The sequence below is a fragment of the Enterobacter sp. WCHEn045836 genome, assembly GCF_003965585.1.
Lineage (GTDB): Bacteria > Pseudomonadota > Gammaproteobacteria > Enterobacterales > Enterobacteriaceae > Enterobacter > Enterobacter dissolvens.
Window position 1 is genome coordinate 89,043 of sequence record NZ_RXPT01000005.1, and the last position, 21,780, is coordinate 110,822.

The window sequence follows — 21,780 nt, forward strand, 5'->3', positions numbered from 1 at the left end:
ACAGGAGACGCCAGTGCGCTGGATACCGTTTATTGCTTTCTTTCTCTATGTTTACATTGAGATTTCCATTTTTATCCAGGTCGCCCATGTGCTGGGCGTCCTGCTGACGCTGATTCTGGTGATTTTCACCTCCGTCATCGGCATGTCGCTGGTACGTAATCAGGGTTTCAAAAATTTCCTGTTAATGCAGCAGAAGATGGCCGCAGGCGAGAGTCCGGCGGCCGAGATGATCAAAAGCGTATCGCTGATTATTGCCGGTTTGCTGTTAATCCTGCCGGGCTTCTTCACCGACTTCCTCGGTCTGCTGCTGCTGTTGCCGCCGGTGCAAAAACACCTGACCCTGAAGCTGCTGCCACATTTGCGTTTCAGCCGCATGCCGGGCGGCGGGTTCAGCACCGGGCCTGGTGATACCTTCGAAGGGGAGTACCAGCGTAAGGATGACCAGCACGACCGTTTAGATCATAAAGACGATCGGTGATGTTGTTGCCCGGTGGCGCTTCGCTTACCGGGCCTACTACAGCGCCACCCACAGCCCGGCCAGCATGACGACGGCGTACACACTCTTCCAGCCCACCATCGCCAGTAGCAGCAGGCAAAGCACTCCCCCGACAACCGCCAGTGCTTTATAGCGACCTTTCAGCAGACGACAACCCGCCAGCATGCACAGCAAGTAGATCATAATAAATATGCCGTTGGCGTAGATGATTAGCGCGTCCAGATTGATCTTCAGCGCGTAAATACACAATGTGCTCAGGACGCAACTCCCCAGCACGGTATTAAGCGCATTCAACGGCAACTGACGTTTAGACAACTGCGCAAGACGACTCGCCGGTTTATCGCGCTCCTGTGACCACACCAGCCGCGCAAAGCTCTGGATGTAAATATTCAGGCTGGCAAAACAGGCCAGATAGCCAATCACGCAGGCCACCCAGAGCGCTTTTACACCAAACAGCTCCACCACAATCCCCGGTAGCGAAGCGGCGGCCGCTTTATCTGCACCGTATGCGTCAAAGTGCAGCACCAGCACGGTACAGGCCCAGTACACGGTGCCTGCCAGCAACAGGCCAATCATCAGGGCACGCGGAAAATCGCGCTCGGGATGCTTGAACTCAGAGGCCAGATGGGCGAACGCTTCCAGGCCGACAAAACACCAGAACATGACTGAAAGCGCGGCGAACAGCTGCGAATGATCAATATCTTTCACTGCCGGGAACGGAATTTCTGCCACGGTAATATCACCCGCCCACCAGATTGCGGCAATCAGCGCGACAATCAGCACCGCAACGATCGTTTGCAGGTTGGCGCTGGAACTGGCCCCGCGTGAGCCAACCCACCAGACGAGAGCCAGTGTACCCAGCTCGGCCAGGAGCAGAGCTTCGTCGCGCCAGCCAAAAAGCGCCTGACCAAAACCGGTGGCGATATGCAGCGCCGCAGGCAGACCCACCGGGATCACAGAAAGGAACAGCCAGCCGGTGACACGTTGCAGACGGGGGCCAAACGCCATGCCGACAAAGTGCGCCACACCGCCCGCGCTGGGAAAATGTCGCCCCAGTACGGCGAACACAATCGCGACCGGGAAGACGAGCACAATCAGCACCGGCCATGCCCACAGGCTGTTATTTCCGGCAACCAGCGCCGCCAGTGCAGGCACCGCAAACACCCCTGTACCTAACAAAGAGGTTGAGAGCAGCCCCACCCCCTGCGCCAGCCCCAACTCCTGCTTGAGTCCACTCATTGACATCGTCCCGCCACCACTCAAAGAGAGGCGATGGTAACACTTTCGTAAATTTTTTTTCGACTGCCCCTTGAAGGGGGAAAAAGCTATCCCCATCTCTCAGGGCACTAGCCGGAAAACCGCGTGCGGCCCGGCGTCATCCATAACTGATAATGACTTTCTCAAAGGAGAGCTATCAATGAGTATTCGTCCGTTACATGATCGTGTGATCGTCAAACGTAAAGAAGTTGAAACCAAGTCTGCGGGCGGCATCGTTCTGACCGGTTCTGCAGCAGCAAAATCAACGCGTGGCGAAATCATCGCTGTCGGTAAGGGCCGCATCCTGGAAAACGGAACTGTGCAGCCACTGGACGTTAAAGTTGGTGACATCGTCATTTTCAACGATGGCTACGGCGTGAAATCCGAGAAGATCGACAATGAAGAAGTGTTGATCATGTCCGAGAGCGACATTCTGGCAATTGTTGAAGCGTAATTTACGCACGAGAATTTGAGGAAATAAGAACATGGCAGCTAAAGACGTAAAATTCGGTAACGACGCTCGTGTAAAAATGCTCCGCGGCGTAAACGTACTGGCAGATGCAGTTAAAGTGACCCTGGGCCCGAAAGGCCGTAACGTAGTGCTGGATAAATCTTTCGGCGCGCCAACCATCACTAAAGATGGTGTTTCTGTTGCACGTGAAATCGAGCTGGAAGACAAGTTCGAAAACATGGGCGCGCAGATGGTGAAAGAAGTGGCCTCTAAAGCGAACGACGCTGCAGGCGACGGTACCACCACCGCGACCGTACTGGCGCAGGCGATCATCACTGAAGGTCTGAAAGCCGTTGCTGCGGGCATGAACCCAATGGATCTGAAACGTGGTATCGACAAAGCTGTCGCGTCCGCTGTTGAAGAACTGAAAGCGCTGTCCGTACCATGCTCTGACTCTAAAGCCATTGCTCAGGTTGGTACCATCTCCGCTAACTCCGACGAAACCGTAGGTAAACTGATCGCTGAAGCGATGGACAAAGTCGGTAAAGAAGGCGTGATCACCGTTGAAGACGGTACCGGTCTGGAAGACGAACTGGACGTGGTTGAAGGTATGCAGTTCGACCGCGGTTACCTCTCCCCATACTTCATCAACAAGCCAGAAACTGGCGCTGTTGAGCTGGAAAGCCCATTCATCCTGCTGGCTGATAAGAAAGTCTCCAACATCCGCGAAATGCTGCCAGTGCTGGAAGCCGTTGCGAAAGCAGGCAAACCGCTGGTTATCATCGCTGAAGACGTTGAAGGCGAAGCGCTGGCGACCCTGGTGGTTAACACCATGCGTGGCATCGTGAAAGTGGCTGCGGTTAAAGCACCTGGCTTCGGCGATCGTCGTAAAGCCATGCTGCAGGATATCGCTACCCTGACCGGTGGTACCGTGATCTCTGAAGAGATCGGTATGGAGCTGGAAAAAGCGACCCTGGAAGACCTGGGCCAGGCGAAACGTGTTGTGATCAACAAAGACACCACCACCATCATCGATGGCGTGGGTGAAGAATCCGCTATTCAGGGCCGCGTTGGTCAGATCCGTAAGCAGATCGAAGAAGCGACCTCTGATTACGACCGTGAAAAACTGCAGGAGCGCGTAGCGAAACTGGCAGGCGGTGTAGCGGTCATCAAAGTTGGTGCGGCTACCGAAGTTGAAATGAAAGAGAAAAAAGCACGCGTTGACGATGCCCTGCACGCGACCCGTGCTGCGGTAGAAGAAGGCGTGGTTGCGGGTGGTGGTGTTGCGCTGGTGCGTGTTGCCGCTAAACTGGCTGGCCTGACCGGTCAGAACGAAGACCAGAACGTGGGTATCAAAGTTGCGCTGCGCGCGATGGAAGCGCCTCTGCGTCAGATCGTTTCCAACGCCGGTGAAGAACCTTCTGTTGTCACCAACAACGTGAAAGCGGGCGAAGGTAACTACGGTTACAACGCGGCGACGGAAGAATACGGCAACATGATCGACTTCGGTATTCTGGACCCAACTAAAGTGACCCGTTCTGCTCTGCAGTACGCGGCTTCTGTAGCGGGTCTGATGATCACTACCGAGTGCATGGTAACCGACCTGCCTAAAGGCGATGCGCCTGACTTAGGTGCTGCTGGTGGTATGGGCGGCATGGGTGGAATGGGCGGCATGATGTAATCGTGCGCTTTACGTCGTAGAATGTGAAAAACCCCCGGGCAGAAATGCTCGGGGGTTTTTCTTTTGGTCATCTTTTTAGTATAAGGTTTACACACGGACAACTATTGTCCAGCTTATTGAAAACGAGGAATAACATGCGCGTAAAAGTCTGTGCAGGGATCGTAGGAGCAGCATTGCTGCTGGCGGGTTGTAGCTCCAGCAATGAGCTGTCTGCAGCGGGTCAGGGCGTTCGCTTTGTGGAAGATAAGCCGGGTAACGAGTGCCAGTTTTTAGGCACGGCAACCGGTGAGCAAAGCAACTGGATGTCGGGCCAGCATGGCGAAGAGGGTGGCTCTATGCGTGGTGCAGCAAATGCCCTGCGTAACCAGGCTGCAGCGATGGGTGGCAACGTGATTTACGGGGTAAGCAGCCCGACGCAGGGTATGTTGTCCAGCTTTGTGCCAACCGCCAGCCAGATGAATGGCCAGGTCTATAAGTGCCCGAACTGATTGCCTTTTTCCCTCTCCCTGTGGGAGAGGGTTAGGCTGAAGGGAAACTAGCTCTGCCTTAGCTGTAAATCCAGCGGCGTCTTGCTCGGTTCACCGCCAATCTCACGTGCCAGCTTCGGCACCATATAGCCTGACACCAGCGTTAACAGTTCACGCACGATCTGCCGCGCTTCTTCATCCGTCACCATGAAATGCGCTGCGCCCTGAACGCGATCCAGTACGTGCAGGTAATAGGGCATCACCCCCGCATCAAACAGGGCGTTGCTGAGGTCCGCCAGCACGCGGGCATTATTATTCACGCCGCGCAGCAACACGCTCTGGTTCAGCAGCGTCACGCCTGCCTTACGCAAACGCACCATTGCGGCACGAAAAGCATCATCAATTTCATTGGCGTGATTGATATGATTCACCAGCAGCACCTGCAAACGAGACTGCTCCAGGCGGGAGACCAGTCCGTCAGTGATTCGCGCCGGAATAACAATCGGCAGACGGCTGTGAATGCGCAGACGCTTAATATGCGGGATGGCTTCAAGCTGGGTCAGCAGCCAGTCCAGCTCATGATCTTTCGCCATCAGCGGATCGCCGCCGGAAAAAATAATCTCATCGAGTTCCGGATGGGCGGCGATATAGTCCAGTGCGACCTGCCAGTTGCGTTTATTTCCCTGATTTTCGGCATACGGGAAGTGTCGACGGAAGCAATAACGACAATTTACCGCACAGCCGCCTTTCACCAGCAGCAGGGCGCGATTCAGATACTTATGCAGCAAACCCGGTACCACACTGTTCTGCTCTTCCAGCGGATCGGTGCTGTAGCCCGGTGCCGTAATGAACTCTTCCTGCGAGGTAAGCGTCTGTTTTAATAATGGATCGTCAGGATTACCTTTCTCCATACGGGCAACAAACGCGCGGGGAACACGCAGGGCGAAAAGTCGCTTCGCCTCCCGGCCGGCCAGCAAATCGGTATGCTGTTCGAGCTCAAGAAGACGTAGCAATTCATCAGGACTGGTGATTACATCGGCAAGTTGCGATAACCAATCTTCTCTGGACGGGGTGTTTAGGGTTACAATATGCGCCATTTTGTGGCTAAGCTACCAGTTAACAAATTTAGAGGGCCTTATGGCAACGTACTATAGCAACGATTTTCGTGCTGGTCTTAAAATCATGTTGGACGGCGAACCGTATGCGGTTGAAGCCAGCGAATTCGTTAAACCAGGTAAAGGCCAGGCATTTGCACGCGTTAAGCTGCGCCGCCTGCTGACCGGTACCCGTGTCGAAAAAACCTTCAAGTCTACTGACTCCGCTGAAGGCGCTGATGTTGTCGATATGAACCTGACTTACCTGTACAACGACGGTGAGTTCTGGCACTTCATGAATAACGAAACGTTCGAACAGCTGTCTGCTGATGCTAAAGCCATTGGCGATAGCGACAAATGGCTGCTGGACCAGGCTGAGTGCATCGTGACCCTGTGGAACGGCCAGCCTATCGCGGTTACCCCACCGAACTTCGTTGAACTGGAAATCGTTGAAACCGATCCAGGCCTGAAAGGTGACACCGCCGGTACGGGTGGTAAGCCTGCGAAACTGTCTACCGGTGCCGTGGTTAAAGTGCCACTGTTCGTACAGACTGGCGAAGTGATCAAAGTGGATACCCGCTCCGGCGAATACGTATCTCGCGTGAAGTAATGGTTAAGGCGCAGCGTTGCTGCGCCTGATTTCTGCAGGCAGGGATGATGAAACGTACCATTAAAATTCTGCTTCTGTTAGCGCTGTCCAGCGCGTTGCTTTCCGGCTGTAATACCACACGTGGAATGGGGGAGGATATCCAGGATCTCGGCCATATCATTTCTCACGCCGCCAGCTAATCCCGTCTAATTTTCCTAAAAATGCTTCCTTTTCCGTCAACTGACGGGATCTTGTCTATTCTTAAGTTGCTATACACAAAACAACTCTGGCTATAAAAGGAAGATATTATGGTTAAGAAGACAATTGCAGCGATCTTTTCTGTCCTGGTACTCTCTTCAGTTTTAACGGCCTGTAATACCACGCGTGGCGTTGGTCAGGACATTTCTGAAGGTGGTAGTGCAATCTCAGGTGCGGCAACTAAAGCTCAGCAGTAATTTAAAAACGGTACGGACCCGGATGGGTTTCGTACCGTCAGTTTTCTGATTCCTGCAGGGATAAAAATGGGGAAAAGCGTGTATCCATATGCAGTTTCATGCGGATATTTCGCTTATAGGTATACACCGTTTTACCATTAATGCTCAGATGAGTGGCAATCTTCTGATTGCTTGCGCCATCCATCCACAACGTCAACACCTTCTCCTCCTGGCGAGTCAGCAGAGGTGCAGCCACTGCGGGGATCTCCACGCTCGCGCGAGTGGTTAACGCATCATTGATGACCGTTGCCAGTGCCTCCAGTTCGGCATTTTTTTTAAGCGAAGCCCAGATGGGGAACTGTGCCAGATAGCCTGCCATCTCTTTATCCTCACCCGACTGCAGCAAAATGAACGGCACGTTTTCGCTGGCGTTCAGCAGGGAAGAGAGTTGCTGGAAATGGTGAATATCCTGCATGAAGCCGTGCAGGTCAGCGATAACCACCGACGGTTTCCACTGCAGAATATGCTCTCTGGCGAGGATGAGATTATTCAGCCCGGTCACGACGAAGTGCCCAGGAAACAAACCGGAATGATTGAGCCACGCTTCAAACCCCGCGCGGGTGAAGTGACAACGGTCAATCAAAAGAATTTTGAACATAATAGATTCGCAGTCGGCTAGTGGTTTGGCTTCCTGCCATCAGAAAGCACATCATGATAGAGAAGTCGGATGAGTGATAAATGCCTGAACTACGCGCCATACTGAGGCTATTTCTTGCCTTAACATGTTCAGCACAAAGGGATTGAAAAAAAATCGTTCGTTAACCAAAATATGACGCTTAATCTTTGCCTTACGGGACGACCTGTAAGGGTTTCTTTCACCGGGGACGGCCCCAACTTACCGTTAAGTTAAGGAGCCTGATATGTCCTGGATTATTCTTTTTATTGCCGGCCTGCTCGAAGTGGTCTGGGCAATTGGTCTGAAGTACACCCACGGCTTTACCCGTCTGACTCCCAGCGTGATTACCGTTACCGCGATGATCGTGAGTATCGTCCTGCTCTCATGGGCGATGCGCTCGTTACCTGTGGGGACGGCCTATGCTGTCTGGACGGGCATTGGTGCGGTGGGGGCGGCTATCACCGGGATTTTGCTGCTGGGAGAGTCGGCGAGTCTGGCGCGTATCGCCAGCCTCGCGTTGATTGTGTGCGGCATTATCGGGCTGAAACTCAGCGCTCACTAATGCGGTTGTTCTACCCAGATGAGTTTTGACACATCAAACCCTTGCCGGGTCGCAACGTCCAGCATCTGCTGTTTCATCTCTGACGAAATGGTCGGCGTGCGGGAGAGTATCCACAAATAGTCGCGATCCGGCCCGCAGACCAGCGCATGGCGGTACTCTCTGTCGAGGGCGATGACATTGTATCCGCCGTAGAACGGGCCAAAGAACGAGACTTTTAGTGCGGCCCGTCGCGGGTCGCCGGTAAAGTACGCTTTTCCCGTCGTCTGTTGCCACATCTGCCGATCCGGATTGTATCCGCGATTGATCACCTGAATACCGCCGTCGTCCATCGAACTGTAATGTGCTGTGACTTTCTCTAACCCCCGCTCAAACCGATGATCGAGGCGGGCAATTTCATACCATGTTCCAAGGAATCGTTGGGCGTCGAAATTGCTCACAACAGTGACGCCGGAAGGAGGGGTAGGGGAGCTGCAGGCAACCACTAAAAACGCGGCTGTCACCGCGGCGATAACAGGAAGAATGCGCATAGGAGTTTCCTTACTGTTTTTTGTTAAGTGTAGATGACAGCAGGGAAATTGCGGAAGATTGTGCGGCGTGTTTCGCCGGGTAAGCGAAGCCGCTACCCGGCAATGTTTTACTGCAGCGTGTCGAGGATACGGTAAGCCGTTTCCACCCGTAGCGGGTTCGGATAGCTTTTATTCGCGAGCATCACAATACCGATCTGCTTTTCAGGAATAAACGCCACGTAGCTGCCAAACCCCCCCGTAGAGCCCGTTTTATGCACCCATGAGGCTTTCACAGGCGGAGCCGGAGGATTCACTTCTGCTGCCGGTAACGGCGCCAGTGCAACCTTATTGTCGCTGCCATTCACCACGGTTTTGGCGTCGACCGGCCAGTTGAGCATCTCCCAGCCTAACCCTTGATACATGGCACCCACGCGCCAGTAGCGAGACTGCGCCAGCGCAATACCCTGCTTCAGAGAGGGCTGCTGGATTGTCTCCGGTGCCATATTGGCCATCACCCAGCTCGCCATATCTTTGACGTTAGATTTCACGCCATAGGCTTCTGCATCCAGCAGACCCGGCGAAACGTGGACCGCTTTACCCTCACGATAACCCCATGCGTAATGCGGCTCTTCAGCGTGTGGAATGTTTATCCACGTATGATTGAGTTTCAGGGGCTTAAAGACCCGCTCCGTCATGGCCTCCTCAAAGCGCATGCCGGAAGGTTTAACCGCCAGTGAGCCAAACAAACCGATGCTGGTGTTGGCGTACAGACGCGTAGTACCCGGGGCCCACTTTGGCTGCCAGGACTGGTAGAAACGCAGCAGAGAGGCGTTATCGGTGACAGCATCCGGTACCTGCAACGGCAATCCACCTGCGGTATAAGTTGCCAGATCGAGCAGGCGAATGCCCTGCCACTGCTTGCCCGTCAATTCAGGCCAATATTTCGTGACCGGGTCGGCCAGCGAGATCTCTTTGCGGGCAATGGCATCGCCACCCAGCACCCCGGTGAAAGTTTTGCTGACGGAGCCCAGCTCAAATAAGGTTTGCGGTGTGACAGGCTTATTCGCTGCGACGTCTGCTTTACCAAAAGTAAAATAGTGCGGCTGACCCTGATAAATGACAGCCACGGCCATACCGGGTATGGCCTGCGCTTTCATCAGGGGCGTAACGTTACGTTCCACGACGTTAGCCAGCTGTTTTTCTGACATTGGCGCGGCAAAGGCAGAGCAGGCAACGCTGAGCAACAGGGCACAGCTTAGGGATTTTTTCATCATCAGTTATCTTCCGTAATAGCGAGTCAAGGGGGATGTCCGGGCCCGTCAGACGTTCGTAGTCTGGGTGATTTGACTGTGGCTGACAAACGGTTAAATTTAGCATTAGCTGTTAATTTTTCTAACGGATGGGACTATGACGCGCAGCTATCTTCCTCTTAATTCGCTTCGGGCGTTCGAAGCCGCCGCCAGGCACCTCAGTTTTACTCATGCCGCTATTGAACTGAATGTCACCCATTCCGCGATTAGCCAGCACGTGAAGGCGCTGGAGCAGCACCTTAACTGCCAGCTGTTTGTCCGCGTTTCGCGCGGGTTGATGTTGACCACCGAAGGCGAGAATCTGCTGCCGGTGCTGAATGACTCCTTCGATCGTATCGCAGGCATGCTGGATCGCTTTGCCAACCACCGGGCGCAGGAGAAGTTGAAAATTGGCGTGGTGGGGACCTTTGCCACTGGGGTGTTATTCTCACAGCTGGATGATTTCCGTCGCAGCTATCCGCATATCGATCTTCAGCTTTCGACCCACAACAATCGCGTCGATCCGGCAGCGGAGGGGCTTGATTACACCATTCGCTACGGCGGGGGAGCGTGGCACGGCACGGAGGCGACGTTCCTCTGTTCAGCGCCGCTGGCACCACTTTGCACGCCGGACATTGCAGCCGCGCTGCACACCCCTGCCGATATCCTGAAGTTTACCCTGCTGCGCTCTTACCGGCGCGACGAGTGGACCGCCTGGATGCAGGCCGCCGGAGAAAACCCGCCTTCACCCACGCATCGGGTGATGGTGTTTGATTCGTCGGTCACTATGCTGGAGGCCGCACAGGCAGGCACAGGCATTGCTATCGCCCCTGTCGATATGTTTACCCATCTGCTGAACAGCGAGCGCATTGTGCAGCCGTTTACGACGCAGATTGATCTTGGCAGTTACTGGCTAACGCGGCTGCAGTCACGCGCGGAAACCCCGGCAATGCGTGAATTTGCTCAGTGGCTGGTGGGGAAGATGCAGAAATAACAGGCCCGCCGGAGGACGGGCCTGGTGTATCAGATAGTGACCACGGCAATCAGCGTTACCACGGTCAGGATGGTTGCCAGACCGTAGAACACCCATTTACCGCTCGGTACGTGGATCTTCAGATCATGCATCGCATGATGGATACGGTGCAGGCCGCACCACAGCGGCAGGACAATCATCAGGAAGATGAATACCCGGCCAATAAAGCTACCTGCAAAGGCCAGGACGCGCTCATAGCTCAGCGCGTCGCCAGGGAACAGCCCCAGCGGCAGCATAATGCCGACCAGCAGGATAATGACCGGCGCAATAATGGCACTCCACATGCCGCCTGCGCCAAACAGTCCCCAGAAAACCGGCTCGTCAGAACGTTTTGGATTTGGATTGATCACAGGTGTCTCCTTACCAGAACAGTGCGACAAACAGAATCACCACAGTGACAATGGCTGTCACTCCCCAAAGCCCTTTAATGACCGGCTCTGGCCCCATTTTCTCGCCTTTTACAATAATATTCGCCGCTTTTGGCGCCAGTTCAAACCAGGTTTTGGTATGAAGCAGTGCGGCTGCGAGCACAATCAGGTTCAGGATCACGATGATGGGGTTTTGCAGGAACCCGACAAAACTGGCCCAGGTTTCAGGGCCATGTTTGAGGGCAAAGACGCCATACATCAGTTCAAGGCTGAACCAGACCGCGGGCACCGCAGTACCTTCACGCAGCATATAGAAGCGATAAAACGGCAGTTTCTTCCACCAGGTGGACGGCATCGGCCGCACGTAGGCTTTGCGTTTAGTCGTCATCATGCACTCCTTAGCGTGGTTTCAGGGTGGCGATAAGAAAGTCTTTCGAACTTTCCACTTTACCCTGCTGAATAGCGGCAGCCGGGTCGACGTGCTTCGGACAGACTTCGGAGCAGTAGCCCACAAAAGTACAGCTCCAGACGCCGTTCTGGCTGTTAAGCTGCGGCATACGTTCTTTTTTACCGTGGTCGCGGCTATCCTCGTTGTAGCGGTGCGCCAGCGTAATCGCCGCCGGGCCGATGAACTCAGGGTTCAGACCAAACTGTGGACACGCGGCGTAGCAAAGACCGCAGTTGATGCACCCGGAGAACTGATGGTATTTCGCCATCTGGGCGGGCGTCTGGGTATTCGGTCCCTGATCCGGCGTGCGCGGGTTGCCAATGATGTACGGCTTAATGGCTTCCAGGCTTTCGATAAAGTGGGTCATATCGACCACCAGATCGCGCTCAATCGGGAAGTTGCCCAGCGCTTCAACCTTGATCCCCTTGGTGTAATCACGCAGGAAGGTTTTACAGGCCAGTTTCGGTACTTTGTTCACCATCATGCCGCAGGAGCCGCAGATGGCCATGCGGCAGGACCAGCGGTAGCTCAGGTCCGGTGCCAGGTTGTCTTTGATATAGCCGAGCGCATCCAGCAGAGAGGTTTGCTCGTCATAGGGCACTTCATAGAAAGCGCTGTGTGGCGCGGTGTCCACTTCCGGGTTGTAGCGCACCACTTCAACTTTCAGGGTTTGCATCTCAGCCATTCGCCTTCTCCTTCTTCTCGGCGGCTTCTGCTTCTGCGCCGTAAACGCGTTTAGCCGGTGGCAGCGTTGTGATCTTCACGTCGCTGTAGTCCAGACGAGTGGTGCCATCCGCGTCGCGCCAGGCGAGGGTGTGTTTCAGGAAATTGACGTCGTCACGTTCGGTACAGCCCTCATCAAGACGCTGATGCGCCCCGCGTGACTCTTTGCGTGCCAGGGCGGAGTGCGCCATGCATTCCGCGACGTTCAGGCCGTGACCGAGCTCGATGGTATAAAGCAGGTCGGTGTTGAATACGCTGGAGGTATCGGTGATGCGCACGCGTTTGAAACGCTCCTGCAGTTCCGCCAGCTTATCGACGGTTTTCTGCATCAGCTCTGGCGTACGGTAGATACCGCAGCCTTCTTCCATCGACATACCCATTTCGTCGCGTATTTTCGACCAGTTTTCGTTACCTTCCTGGTTGACCAGGTCTTTCAGTCGTTTCTCGACGTCAGCGACCTGTGCGTCCAGTGCTGCGCCGTTGGCTTCGCCCGTTGTTGCGGCACGCTCCATCGCGCGTTCGCCCGCCATGCGGCCAAAGACAACCAGCTCAGCCAGCGAGTTTGACCCGAGACGGTTGGCACCGTGCAGGCCGACAGAGGAGCACTCGCCGACGGCGAACAACCCTTTGATGCGCGTTTCACACTGCTGGTCGGTTTCAATCCCGCCCATGGTGTAGTGCGCTGTGGGGCGTACCGGAATTGGCTCTTTCACCGGGTCAACACCCACGTAGGCTTTTGCCAGCTCGCAGATGAACGGCAGACGTTCCAGCAGTTTCTTCTCGCCGAGGTGACGCAGGTCGAGGTAGACCACATCGCCGCGTGGCGTAGCGATCGTGTTGCCTTTGCGCCACTCATGCCAGAAGGCCTGAGACACTTTGTCGCGCGGGCCGAGCTCCATGTATTTGTTTTTCGGCTCACCGAGCGGGGTTTCCGGGCCCATGCCGTAATCCTGCAGATAACGGTAGCCGTTCTTGTTGACCAGAATACCGCCTTCGCCGCGGCAGCCTTCCGTCATCAGGATGCCGGAGCCTGGCAGGCCGGTAGGGTGATACTGGACGAATTCCATATCGCGCAGCGGCACGCCGTGGCTGAGCGCCATACCCATACCGTCACCGGTGACGATGCCGCCGTTGGTGTTGTAACGGTAAACCCGGCCCGCACCGCCCGTTGCCATCACCACCGCGTTAGCGCGGATCTGGACGAGCGTGCCTTCCATCATGTTCATGGCCACCAGACCGCGCGCATGACCGTCATCGACCAGAATATCGAGGACAAAATGTTCGTCAAAGCGCTGAATTTGTGGGAACTGAAGGGAGGTCTGGAATAGGGTATGCAGCATGTGGAAGCCGGTCTTATCGGCGGCAAACCAGGTGCGTTCGATTTTCATTCCGCCGAAGCGGCGAACGTTAACGCTGCCGTCCGGACGGCGGCTCCACGGGCATCCCCACTGTTCAAGCTGGGTCATCTCCGTTGGACAGTGGTGTACAAAGTAGTCAACGACATCCTGTTCGCAAAGCCAGTCGCCCCCTGCAACCGTGTCGTGGAAATGGTATTCGAAGCTGTCATGATCCTGCGCAACGGCGGCGGATCCTCCTTCTGCGGCAACCGTGTGGCTGCGCATCGGATAGACTTTTGAAATCAGTGCGATTTTAGCGTTGGGATTAGCCTGTGCTGCAGCAATCGCAGCACGTAATCCAGCCCCGCCAGCGCCTATTACGGCAAGATCGGCTTGAAAAGTTTGCACGACATTCCTCCAGATTTTTGTTATTTCGCAACGCGATAAACTAAAGGTAGCCCACCTGTCCGTAAGGACGATTGCGAAAGCGTTTCCACTGCTCCTTTATGGGTAAAACAGTATAACCGCGCGAACGACAGGGAAATTTGACGTGTTCGATTTTTTTGCTGTTCTGTGCGGTGATTTATCATCGTGAATAATGAATTCCGTCACATGATAGTTGCCCTAAATGAAATGCAATTTTTACTGTGCAAAATTTGTCTCTGTGCGTGCTAACGAGTAGACTTCGTGCCCTTGTCTGAAATCGGAGAATTACCCATGAGCGAAACGGCCACCTGGCAGCCGAGCGCATCCATCCCTAATCTGCTGAAACGCGCTGCAATTATGGCGGAGATCCGCCGCTTCTTTGCTGACCGCGGAGTCCTTGAGGTGGAAACGCCGTGCATGAGTCAGGCAACGGTAACGGATATTCATCTGGTACCGTTTGAAACCCGTTTTGTTGGCCCCGGCCATTCACAGGGCATGAACCTCTGGCTGATGACCAGCCCGGAATACCACATGAAACGCCTGCTGGCGGCAGGGTGTGGCCCGGTGTATCAGCTGTGCCGCAGCTTCCGCAATGAAGAGATGGGGCGTCACCATAATCCGGAATTCACCATGCTGGAGTGGTACCGTCCGCATTACGATATGTACCGCCTGATGAACGAGGTGGACGATCTGCTGCAGCAGGTTCTGGACTGCTCAGAAGCGGAAACGCTCTCTTATCAGCAGGCTTTCCAGCGTTATCTGGAAATTGATCCATTGTCAGCGGATAAAACCCAGCTGCGCGAAGTGGCGGCAAAACTGGATCTCAGCAACGTGGCGGATACCGAAGAAGATCGCGACACGCTGCTGCAACTGCTTTTCACCTTTGGTGTTGAACCGCAGATTGGTAAAGATCGTCCCACTTTCGTCTACCACTTCCCGGCAAGCCAGGCTTCTCTGGCGCAGATCAGCACTGAAGATCACCGCGTGGCGGAGCGTTTTGAGGTCTATTACAAGGGCATTGAGCTGGCGAATGGTTTCCACGAACTGACCGACGCCCGCGAACAGCAGCAGCGTTTTGAGCAGGATAACCGCAAGCGCGCCGCGCGCGGTCTGCCGCAGCAGCCTATTGATACTAACCTGCTGGAAGCCCTGAAAGCGGGTCTGCCGGATTGTTCCGGTGTGGCGTTGGGGGTGGATCGTCTGGTGATGCTGGCGCTGGGCGCGGAACAGCTGGGCGATGTGATTGCTTTTACCGTCGATCGAGCCTGACGGCAGTACCCCCTCTCCCCTGGGAGAGGGGGTGCGGACTGGCTTACAAACTCCCCGCCGGGCGTTTACGCGCCGCAGAGGTTAATGTTTTTCCTGTCTTAAGTCCGTCCAGGCTTTCCAGACGCATCTGGAACGGTGGGAACGGCATATCAATACCGTGCTCACGGAAGCCAGCCAGAATCAGCTGGTGGATCTCATGGCGCAATGGCATACGGTGCCCCATTTCGGCGGCGTAAATACGCAATTCGAAAATCTGGATACCCTGCTGGAGATCGACCAGGAACACTTCCGGCGCCGGGTTATCAAGGACCAGCGTGCAGCGTTCGGCGGCGGTGTAGAGGATCTGCGTGACCTCTTCACTGTTGGCATCCGATGGCGCCGGTACCGTCAGCACCACACGCGTGACGGAGTCTGACAGCGACCAGTTGATAAACTGCTCGGTGATAAACGCCTTGTTGGGCACGATGATCTCTTTGCGATCCCAGTCGCTGATCGTGGTGGCGCGGGTGTTGATCTTCGTGATGCTGCCCGTCAGATCGCGGATCGTTACCGTATCGCCAATACGAATCGGTTTTTCAAACAGGATAATCAGGCCGGACACAAAGTTAGCGAAAATCTCCTGCATGCCAAAGCCCAGACCAAACGTCAGCGCGGCAACCAGCCACTGCAATTTAGACCACTCAATACCAATCATGGAGAACCCAACCATCCCGCCAAAGAGCAGAATCAGGTACTTAGTGATGGTGGTAATGGCATAGCCCGTACCGGGGGTTAAATCCAGGTGCTGCAACAGCGCCAGCTCCAGCAGCGCCGGGAAATTACGCACCAGTTGCGTGGTGATGATCAACACCAGAATGGCAATCAGCACCGCACCTAAGGTTATGGGCTCCAGGCTCTCCACACCCTGCACCGTGGACGTCACATCCCACAGCGAGATGTTCTCCAGGAAACCAAACGCGGAGTGGATTTCCGACCACAGGAAGATCACCGACAGCAGCGCAATCAGCATCAGGATGGAGCGTACCAGACGCAGAGACTGGGTGCTGATAGCGTCGAGATCCAGTTCAACCTCGTCCGCATCCATCGTGCCTTCAGTGCTGTTGACGTGGTTTGGTTCATCCTCACCCCGCGCACGCTGGGCGAGGATCTCTGCCCGACGGTGCTTGGCCCGGTCAAACGCCAGACGGCGTCGCTGGATCAACATCCCGCGGCGGATGACGTGATAGATCACCAGCAGCAGGAACCAGATGGCAACAGAGGTTTCCAGTCGCGCCAGCAGAGCCTGCGAGGTCGCCAGGTAACCCACCGCCGCTGCCAGCATGGCAATCAGAGGGGCGCACAGCAGCAGGTTCCACAGCATGCGGTTAAACATGTTGTCGCCGCTGCCGGTTTTATCCAGATAGAGCGGTATACCAGCCCGTTTCAGGCTCAGCGTGACGATGGCCAGCGCGCCGCATATCAGCATAAAGCAGAGACGGCCCAGCGAGCCCGAGAACTCCCGGTCATTGAGATTATCAAACATGATCAGCGCCATAATCAGCGGCACAATCAGCCCGATGCTCATCAGGTAGTAACGCATGGCGCGCGCCACGCGATTACGCGGCCAGCCAAAGTGGGCGATGAACAGACCATTTGGTCGCGCAAACGTGGCGCAAATCATCACTACCCACAGCAGGGGAACGGTGGCGGTGACGCCATCGCCAATGGCGACCGCGAGCGGGTAGGGCCAGGCCTCCCGCAGGCCGTATCCGAGCGTCATCCACAGGACCGGCAGCGGCGAGGCGACAAGTATTGACCAGAATACGGTACGCAGCGTCAGCCAGAAGTGATCCTGCGTGACCTTACCCACCCGGGCGCTGGAACGCTCCAGGAAGCGGGTGAAGTGCCTGCGCGAGTAAATACTAAAGCCCACCAGGATTAACGCGCCCAGAAGAGGGAAAATGGTCTCTTTGCTGGTGAGCATCATCACGCTGGCTTTTCCAAGCTGGCTGAAGGTATCCAGCGAGATCAGACGGCGCAGATCCTGGACGATGTCGATCGGCCATGAGAAAGTCAGTGGGCGCACGTCAGAGGTCCAGAAGAGATAACGGTGCGTTGCCTCGTTGACCTCTTTCAGCGCATCTTCCAGCTGGCTGTTGGAGACCTTCAGCTTGGTCAGCTCCAGAATCAGCGTGTCCCCACCCTGTAACAGGGAGTTCAGCAGCTCGCGCTGGGTCCGCAGCTGGGCTTCCAGAATACGGTTCTGCTCGCTGGTAAGAGGTTGTCCATCGGCCTGACGGATCTGGCGGATTTGCGGCTGTTTATTGAGAAGGTCTTCATAGTGCAGGCGTTGCACACGCAGTTGCGCCATCTCGGTATCCAGCTGCTGGGGTTTTGGCATCTCCGGCAGGCGTGAAACCTGGGCGCGTAACGCCTCACCCAGCAGGTTGGACGAGCCCAGCCACTGAGACTGCTCGCGCAGGGTATTGAGCGCCTGGCGAACCTGAAGGGTTTGATTGGTGGCCTGACGCTGCTGCGACGCCACCAGATCCATACGCTGTGCCTGCTGATTCAGTGCTGCAGACAGCTCACGGTTAACCTTGAACTGGTCAACGATACCCGCAGGCAGGTTAGCGCTGTTTTCCGCCAGCAGTTCGGTACTTTCCAGCGCGCGCTCGGCTTCACGCTGACGCTGGCTGTTGAGCAAATTACGGAGTGCCTGCAGGTAAGCATCGAGCTGTTCGCTCTGCTTTTGTGCAAGCTCAGAGCGCATCCGCGACAGCTCCTGGCGGTTATTTGCCGAGAGTTGCGCCAGCTCCAGTTCATCGACCAGCGCTTTGAGTCTGGCTGATTCCGCCTGAAGCGACAGATTTTGCGCCTGGTTTTGCGGCGTGTTACCCGTTTGGGTACCGACGCGGCGCTCAACCTCGTTGAGCTGACGGCGGGCATCGGTTTGCTGTTGCGGAAGCTGGCTCAGCGAGTCGGCAATTTCGCGGGCGCGTTCCTGCTCCTGCTGTGCCAGACGGCTTTTTTCCAGAAGCTGACTGCTGACCTGCAGGATCTCCTGATTCAACGCGTCGGACGTCATGCCAGCAGGCACATCGCGCGGTTCATCGCGCAGATTGTTCAGCTGGGTACGTAGCGTTTGCGAGAGTTTGGGGAAGTTGTCGATAACCTGCTGATATTGCTGAGCGCGCTCAAGAGAGCCTTTCCGCTCCTCAAGCGCATTCAGTGCAGACTGGAGCGACTCAACGGTCTCTGGCTGAGCGGGTTTTGCCGCTTTCGCCTGCTCCAGTTCCTGAGTTATCTGTTTTGCGTCGGGGGCTGTCGCTGCGTACGCCCCCATGCTGAGGCACCAGGCCATCAGTAGTACGATAATCGGGCGCACGTCAGCGTTCCTTCTGTTGTTAGCCTTCGTCTTTTTTGTCGTCAACCAGCGGGCTGGCGTCGTGTTCGGCCTTGATCTCTTCTTCCGGGAGCGGCGCAGGCTCTGCATCCGGCGTCACGAAAGGTTCAGTCGAGACCGCCAGCGGCTGGCCGAGTTTGGTGACTGACAGACTCTGCAGCTGTTCAGCCAGCTTCACTTTACCAGGGGCGAAGAGGTTGATAACCGTGGAACCCAGTTTGAAGCGACCCATCTCCTGGCCTTTCAGCAGAGCGACCGCGCCTTCCTCCTCACCGGCAGGCCAGGTCCAGCGTTTGATCACGCCTTCACGCGGCGGGGTGATGGTTCCAGCCCAGACGGTTTCGATGCTGCCGACAATCGTTGCACCCACCAGAATCTGTGCCATTGGGCCAAATTCAGTATCAAACAGGCAGATGACGCGTTCGTTACGCGCGAACAGGTTGGGTACGTTTTGCGCGGTCAGGTGGTTCACGGAGAACAGATCGCCCGGCACGTAGATCATTTCACGCAGGATCCCGTTGCACGGCATGTGCACGCGGTGATAGTCACGTGGAGAGAGATAAGTGGTAGCGAAGGTACCGTTGCGGAACAGATCCGCCATCAGGTAGTTACCTGCCAGCAGCGCTTCCAGGCTGTAGTTATGGCCTTTTGCCTGCAGGATTTTGTCGTCTTCGATGTTACCCAGCTGGCTAATCACACCATCTGCAGGCATCACCAGCACGTTAGGATCGGTATCAACCGGGCGGACTTCATCGCGCAGCGGGCGCACGAAGAATTCGTTGAAGGTGCGATAGCTGGCGGTATCTGGCTTCTGCGCCTCTTTCATGTCGACCTTGTAATATTTTACGAAAAGGTCGATGACCAGTTTGGTCAGCCAGCCCGCTCGTTTGCTCGCGCCCCAGCCCGCCAGGCGAGTGAGCCACAGTTTTGGCAGAATGTATTGAAGCGAAAGTTTAAATGCGTTTAACAAGGTAGCCTCCAGGCCATTTTTTGTCGTTCCTGATCCGGCTGTAATCAGCCGGAACCTGAAAAAAGGGGGACGATTTTAGCGATGCTTAGCTTAGTTGTCAGTTATCAGAATCAGAAAAGTTTTTACGCGTTTTTACCTGATCCATGCTCTCAAGAATGCGGTGGTAGTTATCAAAGCGGGTCTCCGCAATCTCACCTTTCTCGACCGCTTCGCGGATGGCACAGCCCGGGTCGTTATCGTGTTTACAATCCCGGTATTTGCAAGCACCTAAATAATCATGGAATTCGACAAATCCGTTGAAGATTTGTTCCGGCCCAAGGTGCCACAAACCGAATTCGCGCACCCCGGGGGAGTCAATCACATCGCCGCCATGCGGGAAGTGGTAAAGACGAGAAGCGGTGGTGGTGTGCTGGCCCAGACCCGAAACATCAGAAACATCGTTGGTCAGGATCTCTTGCTGGAGACCGAGAAGATTATTCAGCAGGCTGGATTTCCCCACGCCGGACTGACCGGCAAAGATGCTGATGCGCCCGGTCAGCGCTTCTTCTAAGGGTTTCATGCCATCTTTGGTGTAGCTGGAGACCATCAGCACGCGATAACCGATCTTACGGTAGATATCCATCTGCTCATTTACGAAGTCCATACCTTCGTCATCCAGCAGATCGATCTTGTTCAGGACGATGATGGGCTCAACCTGTAACGTTTCACAGGCGACAAGATAGCGGTCGATAATATTGAGCGACAGCTCGGGTAAAATCGCCGAGACGATGACGATCTGGTTGATATTGGCGGCAATGGGTTTCACCCCGTCGTAAAAATCGGGACGGGTAAGTACCGACGTACGCTCGTGTACCGCTTCAACGATACCTTTGACCGTTACGCCTTCTGCCGCCTCTTTACCCGGACGCCAGACAACGCGATCGCCGGTGACCAGCGAACGGATAGTCCGTCGAATGTTGCAACGGTGGATCTCACCGTCGGCGGATTCCACGTCGGCATGCATACCGAAACGGCTGATGACGACGCCTTCCGTCGGCTCACCAAACAGGTTGTCGTCGTAATCGACCTTCTCCGAAGTGGTTTTAAGACGGCGCTGGTGGTTGGCATTCACGCGGCGCTGCTGCCCTTTGGAGAGTTTATTTTTACTCAATCGCGCTGGCTCCTGGTCGCCCGTAAGGGGCAAAACCTCTATGATACACTCTAATTAATACTAGTTAACCTGCTACAGCCGGTTATGCGAGAAGGGTGGAAAATAACATGAGCGCGGATGAAAACAACCTGATTTGGATCGATCTTGAAATGACCGGGCTGGATCCCGAGCGCGATCGCATTATTGAGATTGCCACGCTGGTCACCGATGCTAACCTGAATATTCTGGCTGAAGGGCCAACCATTGCGGTGCATCAGTCCGACGATCAGCTGGCGTTGATGGATGAGTGGAACGTGCGTACCCACACCGGCAGCGGGCTGGTTGAACGGGTGAAGGCGAGCACCATGGGTGATCGGGAGGCAGAGTTGGCGACGCTTGAGTTTCTGAAACAGTGGGTTCCGGCGGGCAAATCCCCTATCTGTGGTAATAGCATTGGCCAGGATCGTCGTTTCCTGTTTAAGTACATGCCGGAACTGGAGTCGTACTTCCACTACCGTTATCTGGATGTGAGCACCCTTAAAGAGCTGGCGCGCCGCTGGAAACCTGAAATCCTCGATGGCTTTAAAAAGCAGGGGACGCATCAGGCGATGGACGATATCCGAGAGTCCGTCGCGGAGCTGGCGTACTATCGCGAAAACTTTATTAAGCTGTGATTTTTAGACCTGGTGCCTTGCGTGGCCGGGTTTTTGTCGTTAAATTGTTCAGCTTGCCGATTTAATAAGCATTTGAACTGAATTTCGAAAAAATCGCGTTGAGGGGGGTTGCAGCTAAAAGGATTTCTCGTATAATGCGCCTCCCGTAACGACAGAGAATTACGCGTTACGACAGCAACAAATTTGCGGGAATAGCTCAGTTGGTAGAGCACGACCTTGCCAAGGTCGGGGTCGCGAGTTCGAGTCTCGTTTCCCGCTCCAAAATTTGAAAAGTATCGCAAGATACGCCAGCACCAGAACACCCAAGCGGGAATAGCTCAGTTGGTAGAGCACGACCTTGCCAAGGTCGGGGTCGCGAGTTCGAGTCTCGTTTCCCGCTCCAAAATTTGAAAGTATCGCAAGATACGCACAGCTTCAGAACACCCAAGCGGGAATAGCTCAGTTGGTAGAGCACGACCTTGCCAAGGTCGGGGTCGCGAGTTCGAGTCTCGTTTCCCGCTCCAAATTCTTCTTGAT

The 21,780-nt window shown here is 55.2% G+C and carries 23 protein-coding genes and 3 tRNA genes; 14 read left to right on the forward strand and 12 right to left on the reverse strand.

Translation table 11 applies throughout. The features are described 5' to 3' along the window. The first annotated feature begins 13 nt into the window (after positions 1-13). On the forward strand, positions 14-478 hold the full coding sequence (locus tag EKN38_RS08195) for an FxsA family protein (protein ID WP_014830357.1): 465 nt from the start codon (positions 14-16) through the stop codon (positions 476-478). Between the two features lie 36 nt (positions 479-514). Here EKN38_RS08195 and yjeH read toward each other — a convergent pair whose 3' ends face one another. Further along, entirely contained in the window at positions 515-1,735 is a 1,221-nt protein-coding gene (gene yjeH / locus EKN38_RS08200) for an L-methionine/branched-chain amino acid transporter (protein ID WP_014830358.1), read from the reverse strand. A gap of 178 nt (positions 1,736-1,913) precedes the next feature. On the opposite strand from yjeH, the gene EKN38_RS08205 reads away from it, so the two are divergent. The 3 genes from EKN38_RS08205 to EKN38_RS08215 all read left to right on the forward strand — a co-directional run bounded on the left by EKN38_RS08205 (position 1,914) and on the right by EKN38_RS08215 (position 4,373). Continuing rightward, on the forward strand, positions 1,914-2,207 hold the full coding sequence (locus tag EKN38_RS08205) for a co-chaperone GroES (RefSeq protein ID WP_003855929.1): 294 nt from the start codon (positions 1,914-1,916) through the stop codon (positions 2,205-2,207). A gap of 31 nt (positions 2,208-2,238) precedes the next feature. After that, positions 2,239-3,885 carry a chaperonin GroEL gene (gene groL, locus EKN38_RS08210; RefSeq protein ID WP_014830359.1) on the forward strand — a complete coding sequence of 549 codons (1,647 nt, stop codon included), beginning with the start codon at positions 2,239-2,241 and terminating at the stop codon, positions 3,883-3,885. 134 nt (positions 3,886-4,019) lie between these two features. After that, positions 4,020-4,373, forward strand: a complete 354-nt coding sequence (locus tag EKN38_RS08215; RefSeq protein WP_014830360.1) for a DUF4156 domain-containing protein — start codon at positions 4,020-4,022, stop codon at positions 4,371-4,373. 47 nt (positions 4,374-4,420) lie between these two features. On the opposite strand, the gene epmB is transcribed toward EKN38_RS08215, so the two are convergent. Continuing rightward, entirely contained in the window at positions 4,421-5,449 is a 1,029-nt protein-coding gene (gene epmB / locus EKN38_RS08220; protein ID WP_014830361.1) for an EF-P beta-lysylation protein EpmB, read from the reverse strand. 40 nt (positions 5,450-5,489) lie between these two features. Between epmB and efp the strand changes: the two genes are divergently transcribed. The 3 genes from efp (at position 5,490) to ecnB (ending at position 6,490) form a co-directional block, all read left to right on the forward strand. Then, complete coding sequence (gene efp, locus EKN38_RS08225; RefSeq protein WP_014830362.1) at positions 5,490-6,056, forward strand: elongation factor P; 567 nt, start codon at positions 5,490-5,492, stop codon at positions 6,054-6,056. A gap of 47 nt (positions 6,057-6,103) precedes the next feature. Beyond that, positions 6,104-6,235 (forward strand): entericidin A/B family lipoprotein, encoded by a 132-nt coding sequence (locus tag EKN38_RS08230; RefSeq protein ID WP_014830363.1) that lies wholly within the window; start codon positions 6,104-6,106, stop codon positions 6,233-6,235. A 108-nt stretch (positions 6,236-6,343) separates the two neighbouring features. Continuing rightward, complete coding sequence (ecnB, locus tag EKN38_RS08235; protein WP_003025482.1) at positions 6,344-6,490, forward strand: lipoprotein toxin entericidin B; 147 nt, start codon at positions 6,344-6,346, stop codon at positions 6,488-6,490. A 37-nt stretch (positions 6,491-6,527) separates the two neighbouring features. Here ecnB and EKN38_RS08240 read toward each other — a convergent pair whose 3' ends face one another. Next, positions 6,528-7,127 (reverse strand): response regulator transcription factor, encoded by a 600-nt coding sequence (locus EKN38_RS08240; protein WP_014830364.1) that lies wholly within the window; start codon positions 7,125-7,127, stop codon positions 6,528-6,530. A gap of 262 nt (positions 7,128-7,389) precedes the next feature. Here EKN38_RS08240 and sugE point away from each other — a divergent pair, with 262 nt between their 5' ends. Next, positions 7,390-7,707: a quaternary ammonium compound efflux SMR transporter SugE gene (sugE, locus tag EKN38_RS08245; protein WP_014830365.1), complete on the forward strand. Its 318-nt coding sequence runs from the start codon at positions 7,390-7,392 to the stop codon at positions 7,705-7,707. Here the strand turns inward: sugE and EKN38_RS08250 are convergent. Both EKN38_RS08250 and blaCMH read right to left on the reverse strand, forming a co-directional pair. Further along, positions 7,704-8,234, reverse strand: a complete 531-nt coding sequence (locus tag EKN38_RS08250; RefSeq protein WP_014830366.1) for a lipocalin family protein — start codon at positions 8,232-8,234, stop codon at positions 7,704-7,706. The two genes, sugE and EKN38_RS08250, sit on opposite strands and share 4 nt — an antisense overlap. 107 nt (positions 8,235-8,341) lie before the next feature. Continuing rightward, positions 8,342-9,487, reverse strand: a complete 1,146-nt coding sequence (blaCMH, locus tag EKN38_RS08255) for a CMH family class C beta-lactamase (protein WP_043951555.1) — start codon at positions 9,485-9,487, stop codon at positions 8,342-8,344. A gap of 133 nt (positions 9,488-9,620) precedes the next feature. Between blaCMH and ampR the strand changes: the two genes are divergently transcribed. After that, entirely contained in the window at positions 9,621-10,496 is an 876-nt protein-coding gene (gene ampR / locus EKN38_RS08260) for a LysR family transcriptional regulator AmpR (RefSeq protein WP_014830368.1), read from the forward strand. A gap of 29 nt (positions 10,497-10,525) precedes the next feature. Here the strand turns inward: ampR and frdD are convergent, their stop codons facing one another. The 4 genes from frdD to frdA are packed head-to-tail and all read right to left on the reverse strand — an operon-like array spanning position 10,526 to position 13,819. Then, complete coding sequence (gene frdD / locus EKN38_RS08265; RefSeq protein ID WP_013095272.1) at positions 10,526-10,885, reverse strand: fumarate reductase subunit FrdD; 360 nt, start codon at positions 10,883-10,885, stop codon at positions 10,526-10,528. Between the two features lie 10 nt (positions 10,886-10,895). Next, on the reverse strand, positions 10,896-11,291 hold the full coding sequence (gene frdC / locus EKN38_RS08270; protein ID WP_014830369.1) for a fumarate reductase subunit FrdC: 396 nt from the start codon (positions 11,289-11,291) through the stop codon (positions 10,896-10,898). Positions 11,292-11,301: 10 nt separating this feature from the next. Next, positions 11,302-12,036 (reverse strand): fumarate reductase iron-sulfur protein, encoded by a 735-nt coding sequence (frdB, locus tag EKN38_RS08275; protein WP_013095274.1) that lies wholly within the window; start codon positions 12,034-12,036, stop codon positions 11,302-11,304. Continuing rightward, on the reverse strand, positions 12,029-13,819 hold the full coding sequence (gene frdA / locus EKN38_RS08280; RefSeq protein ID WP_014830370.1) for a fumarate reductase (quinol) flavoprotein subunit: 1,791 nt from the start codon (positions 13,817-13,819) through the stop codon (positions 12,029-12,031). Before frdA ends, frdB begins: the two co-directional genes overlap by 8 nt. A gap of 309 nt (positions 13,820-14,128) precedes the next feature. Between frdA and epmA the strand changes: the two genes are divergently transcribed. Continuing rightward, the gene (gene epmA / locus EKN38_RS08285; protein WP_014830371.1) at positions 14,129-15,106 is read left to right on the forward strand and encodes an elongation factor P--(R)-beta-lysine ligase; all 978 of its coding nucleotides are present in this window, start codon (positions 14,129-14,131) and stop codon (positions 15,104-15,106) included. A gap of 43 nt (positions 15,107-15,149) precedes the next feature. Here the strand turns inward: epmA and mscM are convergent, their stop codons facing one another. From mscM to rsgA, 3 genes are all read right to left on the reverse strand, one after another. After that, positions 15,150-18,473, reverse strand: a complete 3,324-nt coding sequence (gene mscM, locus EKN38_RS08290) for a miniconductance mechanosensitive channel MscM (protein ID WP_014830372.1) — start codon at positions 18,471-18,473, stop codon at positions 15,150-15,152. 19 nt (positions 18,474-18,492) lie between these two features. Then, entirely contained in the window at positions 18,493-19,461 is a 969-nt protein-coding gene (gene asd, locus EKN38_RS08295) for an archaetidylserine decarboxylase (protein ID WP_014830373.1), read from the reverse strand. A 97-nt stretch (positions 19,462-19,558) separates the two neighbouring features. Further along, complete coding sequence (rsgA, locus tag EKN38_RS08300) at positions 19,559-20,611, reverse strand: small ribosomal subunit biogenesis GTPase RsgA (RefSeq protein ID WP_014830374.1); 1,053 nt, start codon at positions 20,609-20,611, stop codon at positions 19,559-19,561. Between the two features lie 107 nt (positions 20,612-20,718). Between rsgA and orn the strand changes: the two genes are divergently transcribed. The 4 genes from orn (at position 20,719) to EKN38_RS08320 (ending at position 21,767) form a co-directional block, all read left to right on the forward strand. Continuing rightward, a complete protein-coding gene (gene orn / locus EKN38_RS08305) occupies positions 20,719-21,264 on the forward strand; it encodes an oligoribonuclease (protein WP_013095280.1) in 546 nt (181 codons plus the stop codon). Positions 21,265-21,449: 185 nt separating this feature from the next. Continuing rightward, a tRNA-Gly gene (locus EKN38_RS08310) sits at positions 21,450-21,525 on the forward strand. 45 nt (positions 21,526-21,570) lie between these two features. Beyond that, positions 21,571-21,646 (forward strand) — tRNA-Gly (locus tag EKN38_RS08315). A 45-nt stretch (positions 21,647-21,691) separates the two neighbouring features. After that, positions 21,692-21,767, forward strand: a tRNA-Gly gene (locus tag EKN38_RS08320). Positions 21,768-21,780 lie beyond the last annotated feature (13 nt).

Bases quoted from the DNA above. Each gene is read 5' to 3' on its own strand.
- efp (WP_014830362.1), top strand. From the start codon at position 5,490: ATGGCAACGTACTATAGCAACGATTTTCGTGCTGGTCTTAAAATCATG.
- orn (WP_013095280.1), top strand. From the start codon at position 20,719: ATGAGCGCGGATGAAAACAACCTGATTTGGATCGATCTTGAAATGACC.
- sugE (WP_014830365.1), top strand. From the start codon at position 7,390: ATGTCCTGGATTATTCTTTTTATTGCCGGCCTGCTCGAAGTGGTCTGG.
- groL (WP_014830359.1), top strand. From the start codon at position 2,239: ATGGCAGCTAAAGACGTAAAATTCGGTAACGACGCTCGTGTAAAAATG.
- yjeH (WP_014830358.1), bottom strand. From the start codon at position 1,735: ATGAGTGGACTCAAGCAGGAGTTGGGGCTGGCGCAGGGGGTGGGGCTG.
- EKN38_RS08205 (WP_003855929.1), top strand. From the start codon at position 1,914: ATGAGTATTCGTCCGTTACATGATCGTGTGATCGTCAAACGTAAAGAA.
- blaCMH (WP_043951555.1), bottom strand. From the start codon at position 9,487: ATGATGAAAAAATCCCTAAGCTGTGCCCTGTTGCTCAGCGTTGCCTGC.
- EKN38_RS08240 (WP_014830364.1), bottom strand. From the start codon at position 7,127: ATGTTCAAAATTCTTTTGATTGACCGTTGTCACTTCACCCGCGCGGGG.
- EKN38_RS08230 (WP_014830363.1), top strand. From the start codon at position 6,104: ATGAAACGTACCATTAAAATTCTGCTTCTGTTAGCGCTGTCCAGCGCG.
- EKN38_RS08215 (WP_014830360.1), top strand. From the start codon at position 4,020: ATGCGCGTAAAAGTCTGTGCAGGGATCGTAGGAGCAGCATTGCTGCTG.
- epmB (WP_014830361.1), bottom strand. From the start codon at position 5,449: ATGGCGCATATTGTAACCCTAAACACCCCGTCCAGAGAAGATTGGTTA.
- ecnB (WP_003025482.1), top strand. From the start codon at position 6,344: ATGGTTAAGAAGACAATTGCAGCGATCTTTTCTGTCCTGGTACTCTCT.
- frdB (WP_013095274.1), bottom strand. From the start codon at position 12,036: ATGGCTGAGATGCAAACCCTGAAAGTTGAAGTGGTGCGCTACAACCCG.
- EKN38_RS08250 (WP_014830366.1), bottom strand. From the start codon at position 8,234: ATGCGCATTCTTCCTGTTATCGCCGCGGTGACAGCCGCGTTTTTAGTG.
- epmA (WP_014830371.1), top strand. From the start codon at position 14,129: ATGAGCGAAACGGCCACCTGGCAGCCGAGCGCATCCATCCCTAATCTG.
- frdC (WP_014830369.1), bottom strand. From the start codon at position 11,291: ATGACGACTAAACGCAAAGCCTACGTGCGGCCGATGCCGTCCACCTGG.
- ampR (WP_014830368.1), top strand. From the start codon at position 9,621: ATGACGCGCAGCTATCTTCCTCTTAATTCGCTTCGGGCGTTCGAAGCC.